Origin of the sequence: Corallococcus sp. AB045 (genome assembly GCF_003668895.1) — a bacterium.
GTDB classification, from domain to species: Bacteria; Myxococcota; Myxococcia; order Myxococcales; family Myxococcaceae; genus Corallococcus; species Corallococcus coralloides.
Genome location: NZ_RAWN01000065.1, coordinates 40863 through 47354, shown reverse-complemented (window position 1 = coordinate 47354; position 6492 = coordinate 40863). Strand labels below are relative to the sequence as shown.

General features: G+C 69.0%; 3 protein-coding genes. 2 read left to right on the top strand and 1 reads right to left on the bottom strand.

Annotated features, from left to right (window positions below; translation table 11 throughout):
* Positions 1–974 (top strand): type I methionyl aminopeptidase (gene map, locus D7Y21_RS17670; RefSeq protein ID WP_121714560.1); only part of this gene is annotated, 974 nt, incomplete at its 5' end.
* 78 nt (positions 975–1052) lie between these two features.
* Here map and pulA read toward each other — a convergent pair.
* Positions 1053–4451 carry a pullulanase-type alpha-1,6-glucosidase gene (pulA, locus tag D7Y21_RS17665; RefSeq protein WP_121714558.1) on the bottom strand — a complete coding sequence of 1133 codons (3399 nt, stop codon included), beginning with the start codon at positions 4449–4451 and terminating at the stop codon, positions 1053–1055.
* A gap of 418 nt (positions 4452–4869) precedes the next feature.
* Here pulA and D7Y21_RS17660 point away from each other — a divergent pair, with 418 nt between their 5' ends.
* Positions 4870–6438, top strand: coding sequence for an alpha-amylase family glycosyl hydrolase (locus D7Y21_RS17660; RefSeq protein WP_121714556.1), 1569 nt, complete (start codon positions 4870–4872; stop codon positions 6436–6438).
* Positions 6439–6492: the final 54 nt, after the last annotated feature.

The following is a 6492-nucleotide window of genomic DNA, read 5'->3' as shown; positions in this document are numbered from 1 at the left end:
CCGCCGTCCTCCCCGGGCCCAATGACGCCTGCTGGTGCGGCAGTGGCTCCAAGTACAAGAAGTGCCACCGTGGCGCGGACACCGTGGAGGCCCGCAAGAAGGGCGGCGACACGAACCGCAAGGGCATCCGCCCCGGCATCGTCAGCCCCCGCCGCGTGGTGCCGCTCACCATCGGCCGGCCGGACTACGCGGACTCCGTGGCCGGCCGTCCCTCGCGCTCGCGCAACGAGCCGGACGTGAAGTCGCCGGAGGTCATCGCGCGCATGCGCCGCGCCTGCCAGGCCGCCGCCCAGGTGCTGGTGGAGACCGCGCAGCACGTGCGCGTGGGCATCACCACGGACGAACTGGACGCCATCGCGCACGAGGCCTACCTCAAGCGCGGCGGCTACCCCAGCACGCTGAACTACCACAAGTTCCCCAAGTCGCTCTGCACCTCCGTCAACGAGGTCATCTGCCACGGCATCCCCGACAGCCGCGCGCTGGAGGACGGCGACATCGTCAACCTGGACATCACCATCTACCTGGATGGCGTCCACGGCGATTGCTCGGCCACGTACCTGGTGGGCAACGTGGAGCCCCAGCACCAGCGCCTGGTCCAGATCGCGAAGGAGTGCCTGGACATCGGCGTCGCCGCGGTGAAGCCGGGCCAGCCCATCAGCGACATTGGCCGCGCGGTGGAGGCCCACGCCGTGAAGAACGGCACCAGCGTGGTGCGCGCCTACTGCGGCCACGGCATCGGCGAGACCTTCCACACCGCGCTCCAGATTCCGCACTACTACGAGCCGGAGGCCACCACCGTCATGCAGCCCGGGATGGTCTTCACCGTGGAGCCGATGATCAACCAGGGCCACTGGGACCACCGCACGTGGAACGACGACTGGACCGTCGTCACCGCGGACGGCATGCGCAGCGCCCAGTTCGAGCACACCCTGCTCGTCACCGACACGGGCGTGGAGATCCTCACCGTCCCCTGAGTGAGGCTTTCCCCCTGAAACACCACGGGCCCCGGACGCGCTTCGCATCCGGGGCCCGCTTCATTTCCAGCCGGAGCCCTACGCGCGGCGGCGGCGCAGCTTCAGCGCCAGGCCGCAGAGCATCAGCAGGCTGGTGGCGCCCAGCGGACCGGGCACCGTGCTCTGGCAGTTGCAGCCGTCGGGCTCGTCCGGGTCCACCGCGTCGTCGGTGACGAACACGGCGGTGCTGCGCGCCGGCACCGTGAAGCCGCCCGTGGCCGCGTCGTACGCGGACGTGCGCACCACCGGGTCCGTGGACGCCTGCAGCACCGGGTGCAGCTTGAGCTTCAGGGACTTGTACCCGTCCGACTTGAACGTCTGCGCGTCGTCCGTGCCGTTGAACAGGACGATGGCGCGCTTGCCCTCCGCGTTCGTGCCGTGGTCCTGCATGGCCATCACGATGAGGCCCGGAATCTGATCCGGACCGGTGTTCTCGAAGTGCACCAGCTGCTTCACCTCGTCACCGGTGCGCAGGCGGAACAGCCGCGAGCTCTTGCGGATGGTCAGCATCTCCTCGAAGTGGTCGCGCGCCCGGAGGATGTCCGCGGACGCCGGCTTCAGCGCCGCGTCCGCCAGCAGCGGCCCGAAGAGCGCCCAGTTGCCCTGGTTGTCCGCGGCCGGGGGCAGGCCCACGCCCCAGTTGTTGGACTGGTAGGTCCAGTCCACCTTGTTGAACCAGTCACCGGAGTTGTAGCTGTTGCGGTCCAGCGACTTGGAGCGCAGCAGCTCGTCGCCCGCGTGGAAGAACGGGATGCCCTGGGCCAGCGCCACCAGCGAGATGCCCAGGTTCTGCATGCGCACGCGCTCCGCCATGGGCAGGTCGCGCCGCGCCTTCAACTGCACCGCGTCGAACAGCGTCTCGTTGTCGTGCGCGGAGACGTAGTTGATGACCTCCTGCGGATCCAGCGTGTAGCCCGCCTTGGCGCCGTTGTAGTCCACGCCTTCACCCGTGACGGTCGCGCCCGTGGAGTCCACCAGCGAGTAGTCCTTCAGGTTGCCGGCGAGGCCCACGCGGATCCAATCGCTGTAGAGCAGCAGCTTGTTCTTCTGCGCCGCCTCCGTGCCCTGGTTCGTGCCGTTGGGGTCGGACAGCAGGCCGCTGATGAAGCCCTGGTCCTGCAGACCGCTGAAGGGGCCACCGCCACGAGCGCCGTCACGCAGGCGGTCGTTGAACGCGCCGATGCCCGTGCCCGCCATGTTGAGCTGCGTGGCGTTGGTGCCGCGCGCGTTGTTCTGCACTTCGCCGAAGTCCCAGCCCTCGCCGTAGACGTAGATGGCCTTGCCGTCCACGCCGTCCTTCTCCAGGGTGAGCCCGTCCAGCGTGGCGCGCAGCTTCACCATGTTGGACTTCATGTGGTGGCCCATCAGGTCGAAGCGGAAGCCGTCCACCTTGTACGCCTTGGACCACGTCACCACGGAGTCGATGAGCAGCTTCTCCATCATCGCGTTCTCGGACGCGGTGTTCTGGCAGCAGGTGCTCATCTCCACGTTCCCGTCGTCGTTGAGGCGGTGGTAGTAGCCGGGGACGATGCGGTCCAGCACGCTCTTGGCGTCCTGACCGGCGGAGTTGGTGTGGTTGTAGACCACGTCCATCACCACGCGCAGGCCGTGCTGGTTGAGCGACTGCACCATCTCCCGGAACTCCACCGTGCGCGTCGTGCCCTGCGCGTTGGTGGAGTAGCTGCCCTCCGGCACCGTGTAGTGGAACGGGTCATAGCCCCAGTTGAAGCCGTCCAGGTCCGCCACGGCCTTCACCGCCGCCTGCTGCTGGTCGGAGTCCGGCGGCAGCGACACCAGGTCGCCCTGGGGGTGCTGCTGCGCCGCGCGGTCCTCGTTGATGGTCGCGATGTCGAACACCGGCAGCAGGTGCACGTGCGTCAGGCCCGCCTTCGCCAGCCGGGTCAGGTGCTTCATGCCGTCCGAGTCCCGCGTGAACGCCTTGAACGTGCCGCGCTCGTTCTCCGGCACCGTCAGGTCGTTGATGCTGAAGTCGCGCGCGTGCAGCTCGTAGAGGACGATGTCCTCCGGGGCCTCCAGCGTGGGCTTGGCCAGCGTGCTCCAGCCCTGCGGCGCGAGCGCCGGGTCCGCCAGGTCGACAATCTGGCTCAGCTCGCTGTTGATGGAGAGGGCCACCGAGTAGGGGTCGGTGACGCGGTTGGTGACGACCTTGCCCTCCTTGCGGGCGTAGACCTCCACCTCGTAGAGGAAGAAGCGGTTCTTCCAGGACGCGTCGCCCGTGGCGCTCCAGACGCCCTTGTCACCGGCGGTCATGGGCACGCGGGTGAAGGTGGACGTGGGGCTGCCGTCCGCGAACAGGAGCAGGTTCACGCTCTTCGCCGTGGGGGCCCAAAGGCGCAGCGTGGGGATGCCGTTCTCGAACGTCGCGCCCAGCGCGCCGTCATACGTGTCCAGGTCGTCCAGCACGCCCGCGAACTGCGCGCTGGTGGCGTCCAGCATCACGCCCTCCGCGTTCGTCGCGGACACGGACACCTGGCCCTTGAGCCACGTGGCCGCGTTGGCCACGTCCGCCTCGGCCAGCTTCAGCACCATGCGGCCCTGGAGGTTCTTGAAACGCTCCGCCTGCGCGGCGGTGAGGCCCGCGGGGTCCACCGTCAGCGTCACCGCCGTGCCGCCCTGCACGCCGGCGCTGCTCAGCGTCATACCGCCCGTGGGCGCCGTGTGCAGCTTGAACACCGTGCCAGCGGGCGCCGCGACCTCCGGGCTCCACACCAGCGTGTCGCGCGCAATCCAGTGCGCCCGCGCCAGCAGCAGGTCGCCCGCGGGGGCGCCCGCGGCGCGGATGGTCACCTTCTTGGAGGCACCGGAGTCGAAGGTGAAGATCATCTCCTGGTTGTCCGTCTCCACCTCGAACGTCGCGTTGCCGCCGGGGTAGGCGTTGGTCCACTGCTCATCGAGCGCGACCTTGCACTCGTAGATGCCCGCCGTCAGGCCCTTCGTGGTGAAGGTGTAGATGCCGTCGCCGTCCGGATCCTGCATCATCGTGCGCAGGCATTCCGGCTTCCAGTCCTCCGGGCAGCCCAACTGCTTCTGGAGCGTGCCCGCCACCGTGGCGATGGTGCCGGAGCGGCTGCTCGTCACGTAGTGCGTGTTCGCGTCGAAGTAGAACTTCACCGCGCCCGCCGCCGTCTGGTTCAGCACCACGTCCGCGCCGCCGGGGCCGCCGTGCGTCTGCGCCAGCGAACCGTCCAGCGCGACCTTGAAGTGCCAGGTGCCCGCCGGCACGTTGAACGTGCCCTGCCACTTGTCGTCGTCCGTGTCGTACGTCAGCGCCGTCTGCGCGCAGGTGGGGTCGTTGTTGGCGGCACAGCCGACGCCCGTCTGCAGGTCGCCAATGACAGTCACCGACGTGGGCGCCGCCAGCGACGACATGGGAAGCAGTGCGGCAAAGAGCCCGCCGAACGCGAGCGCTCGCGTCATGCGGGGTACTGCGAAGGGAACTCTCAGGGGAAACCTCCAGGGGGGCGGAAATTTCCGGGCACGGTAGCAGCCACCCCTGTCGCGGGTGATCCACCGTCTGCGTTCAGGAGTTACAGGACCCTCTGGATGATCCGAGTTGGGACTGGCACAGCCACCCCACGACGTCGGATGCGGAAAGACTCAAAACCGAGACGCGGTGCGGCAGGAACCGCGCGCTCCGTTGAGTCCGCCCGCGCCATGCGTCACACGGGTGTACAGAGGAAGACATCCGGGGCATGCCGCGTTGCGGCATCAGCCGATTGTTCCTACGCCCCTTCACCCCTTTCAAGACTGTTGGATACAGTGCCGCGCCCAGATGGCCCCCAGCCTCCCCTGCCCACAACCCAACGCTGCCTCCCACCGCGGTTGGTGGCGCCCGATGTTCCAGGGCCTTGTCGCCCTGTGTCTGGCGGGGTGCGCCACGGCCCCCACTCCGACGAAGCCCGCGCCGGAGGCCGCCGCGACGCAGCCCGCCGCGCCCGCTCCGGAGGCTCGGGCGACCCCCGCGCCCGAGGCCGTGAAGGAGGCCGCTCCGCCTTCTGAGAAAAAGGAGCCAGCGCGGCCCTGGGCGGACGAGGTGCTGTACTTCGTGGTGGTGGACCGCTTCGCGGACGGCGACCCCTCCAACAACGAGAAGGGCGACGTAAAGGCGGCGGGGACCTTCCACGGCGGCGACCTGAAGGGGCTCACCGCGAAGCTGGAGGAGCTGTCGTCGCTGGGCGTGACGGCGCTGTGGGTGACGCCGCTCTTGAAGCAGATCCCGGGCTTCGTCACCGGCTCTGGCTTCCCGGACTGGGGCTACCACGGCTACTGGGCGGACGACTTCCACGCGTTGGATCCGCGCTTCGGCACGGAAGAGGACTTCAAGGCGCTGGTGGACGCGGCGCACGCGCGCGGCATCCGCGTGCTCTTGGACGTCGTCTACAACCACCCGGGCTACAACTCGCGCTACCTGAAGGACCACCCGGACTGGCTGCGCTCGGAGGAGAAGGGCACCTGCGGCTCGGATGACCTGACGACGTGCGTGGCGGGCCTGCCGGACTTCAAGACGGAGCGCCCGGAGGTGGCGAAGTACCTGCTGGACGCGCAGATTGACTGGGCGAAGCGCTCCGGCGTGGACGGCTTCCGGCTGGACACCGTGAAGCACGTGTCCCACGACTTCTGGAAGGAGCACCGCCGCCGCACGCGCGCCGAAATCTCCCCGGACTTCTTCCTGCTGGGCGAGGTGTGGGGCGGCGACGTGGAGGGGCTGGCGCCGTACTTCACCCCGGACGAGATGGACGCCGGGTTCGACTTCGCCTTCCAGGGCAACGCGCTGGGCTTCGTGCAGGGCCGTGGCCGCGCGGTGGCGTTCGACCGCTACCTCCAGTCGCGCGCGAAGGTGACGCCGGGCCACCACCTGTCGCACTTCCTGTCGTCGCACGACGTGGACGGGGCGCTGCACCAACTGCAGGGCAACGTGCCCCTCTTCCGCCTGGCCGCCACGCTGCAGCTCACCACGACCGGCATCCCCGTCATCTATTACGGCGAGGAAGTGGGCCGCGCGGGCGGTGACTGGCCGCAGAACCGCAGCGACATGCCGTGGGGCAAGCAGGCGGTGAAGCCCGGCGAGGGAAAGAAGCGCGACGAGGCATTGCGCGAGTATTACAAGCGCCTCATCGCCATCCGCCGCGCACACCCGGCCCTGTCGCGGGGCACGCACGCGCCGCTCTCCACCGAGGGCGACGTGTATGTCTTCCAGCGGCGCGACGAAGCGTCCGGCGACACGGTGGTGGTGGCGGTGAACCGCGCCAAGACGAAGGGCACGGTGTCGGTGCCGTGGCCGGAAGGTTGGACGGGCGTCGGCGAGGTGGAGGATCTGCTGAACGGAGGGCGGACGAAGGCTGGCGCCACGTTGGACCTGGCGCTTCCGCCGCTGTCCGCGCGCATCCTCGGACGCGTGCCGTGAGGCACCCGGCGGTGCATGCGCAGAACCTGACCCGGACGTGCTGTTGTCACCGGC